Here is a 2,040-nt window from a genome sequence, read left to right as displayed (position 1 = left end):
GAGGTGGCCCACTCGGAGGCCGGTGCCTTTCTCATTCGCAATTTTGTCTATCACATCTGCGGCTGCGAGCCCACCTGGACAACGGAAGCTTTTCTGGAGGAGGCCATTCGGGAAGTCCGTGCCCGCGTGGGCGACAAGAGGGTGCTGTTGGCCCTTTCGGGGGGGGTGGACAGCTCTACTTTGGCTTTTCTGCTACACAAGGCCATTGGGGATCAGCTCACCTGCGTGTTCATCGACCAGGGGTTCATGCGCAAGGATGAGCCGCAGCGGCTGCTGCGCCTTTTCCAAGAGCAATTTCACATCCCTGTCCACTACGTGGACGGACAAGAGCGCTTTCTCCGCCAGTTGCAGGGGGTCACCGATCCCGAGGAGAAGCGCAAACGCATCGGGGCAGAGTTTATTCGCGTGTTTGAGGAGGAGTCGCAGCGGCTGGGCCCCTTCGAGTACCTGGCCCAGGGCACCCTTTACCCCGATGTGATCGAGTCGGCCAACACCAATGTGGATCCGGTTACCGGAGAGCGCATTGCCGTCAAGATCAAAAGCCACCACAACGTCGGCGGCTTGCCGGAGAATCTGCGCTTTAAGCTGGTAGAACCTCTGCGCAAGCTCTTCAAAGATGAGGTACGGCAACTGGCCCGTTCGTTGGGCTTGCCGGAAGAAATTGTTGGCCGCCATCCTTTCCCGGGACCGGGCCTGGCCATCCGCATTGTGGGCGAGGTCACCAAAGAGCGGCTGGAGATCCTGCGCGAGGCCGACATGATTGTCCGCCAGGAGATCAACCGCTCCGGCTACTATCCCAAGCTGTGGCAAGCCTTTGCCGTGTTGCTGCCGGAAGTGCGCTCGGTGGGGGTGATGGGGGATAAGCGCACCTATGCCTGCCCGGTGGTGGTGCGACTGGTCACCAGCGAAGACGGCATGACGGCGGACTGGGCTAGGGTGCCCTACGACCTCTTGGCCACCATCTCCAACCGCATCGTCAACGAGGTGCCGGGCGTCAACCGCGTAGTCTACGACATCACCTCCAAGCCCCCCGGCACCATCGAGTGGGAGTGATGCTGGTCGGGCGGGATCCCTTGCCTCTGGCCTCAAGGCCGGACTGGAGCGATTACCTATGGCCTGCTTCCGGCAGGGAATAGGAAGGGCTTGAGCTGAAAGGCTGAGCGGCTTGCACTTCCATACGGGCCAGGGTTGTGGCCGCGTCGGCCAGTTGTAGGGCTAGGTTGGCACGGCTAATCGGATCCCGGGCATTCCAGAGATCTTGTCCCAGACAAAACACTCGATAGCGAAAAGCTTTGATGGAGTGCGATGGGATCACTTTGACGGTCATGGTTACAACCTTTTTTCCACAGCAATCTGAGCGTTCAGCAGAACCCGCTCCGGCTCGAGGTAAACAAATGTTACCAAAACAACTTCGTTGGCACCCCTAATCGCAACCGGGCAGGTGGCTTTTTGCGGTTCCACCCGTTCATGCCGTACCCCCACAGTGTATTCTCCAATCGGCAGGTCATCAAAGCCGGCGTCGGCGTAGATTAACTCGATGGTTTCTTCGGCAATCAGTTGCCCCTCCCGCTCCAGAAAGGCGACAAAAGGGATCCCGTCGATGGAAGTGAGGGCGTTGTTGGCCTGGTTGCGGATCATCACAAAGATGTCGGACATAGCTGGGATGCCCTCTCTCAAGGCTCCCCTCGCGAGGCTGCCGGAACAGGGCCCGACGATTCTAAGCCGCCACCCAGTTCTTAGCCCTGGACGGGCGCCGGGACAAGACAGGCTTCCAACTTTTGCCGCAGCTTGGCCGTATCGAGGTGCTGGCCGATGAGCACCAACTGGTTTTTGGGCTGGCGAGGCCAGGCGTCGCTGCTGAGGGTGTAGCGCCGACCGCTGAGGTGGAAGATATGTCGCTCTGGGCTTTCCTCAAACCACAGGATCCCTTTGGCCCGAAAGACTGCATCGGGCAACTCGTTGAGAAAGTTCTGGAAAGCGTCTAGAGAGAAGGGGCGATCGCTCTCAAAGGCCAGGGAGTTAAAACCATCGACCTCGATG

Annotated in this window: 4 protein-coding genes; 1 reads left to right on the top strand and 3 read right to left on the bottom strand. The window is 59.4% G+C overall.

Features of this window, described 5'->3' with window-relative positions; genetic code table 11:
- Positions 1-1,053 (top strand): glutamine-hydrolyzing GMP synthase (gene guaA / locus NW809_RS12245; protein ID WP_414402265.1); only part of this gene is annotated, 1,053 nt, incomplete at its 5' end.
- A 52-nt stretch (positions 1,054-1,105) separates the two neighbouring features.
- Here the strand turns inward: guaA and NW809_RS12240 are convergent.
- The 3 genes from NW809_RS12240 to NW809_RS12230 all read right to left on the bottom strand — a co-directional run.
- On the bottom strand, positions 1,106-1,327 hold the full coding sequence (locus NW809_RS12240; protein WP_011430503.1) for a hypothetical protein: 222 nt from the start codon (positions 1,325-1,327) through the stop codon (positions 1,106-1,108).
- Between the two features lie 2 nt (positions 1,328-1,329).
- On the bottom strand, positions 1,330-1,656 hold the full coding sequence (locus NW809_RS12235) for a hypothetical protein (protein WP_228375221.1): 327 nt from the start codon (positions 1,654-1,656) through the stop codon (positions 1,330-1,332).
- 80 nt (positions 1,657-1,736) lie between these two features.
- Positions 1,737-2,040, bottom strand: a 304-nt coding sequence (locus NW809_RS12230; RefSeq protein ID WP_414402264.1) for a GTP-binding protein, incomplete at its 5' end; no start/stop codon positions are given.

This window comes from Synechococcus sp. WC101, from assembly GCF_047461555.1.
GTDB lineage: Bacteria > Cyanobacteriota > Cyanobacteriia > Thermostichales > Thermostichaceae > Thermostichus.
The sequence above is the reverse complement of the archived record's forward strand: the minus strand, read 5'-3'. Positions and strand labels throughout refer to the sequence as shown.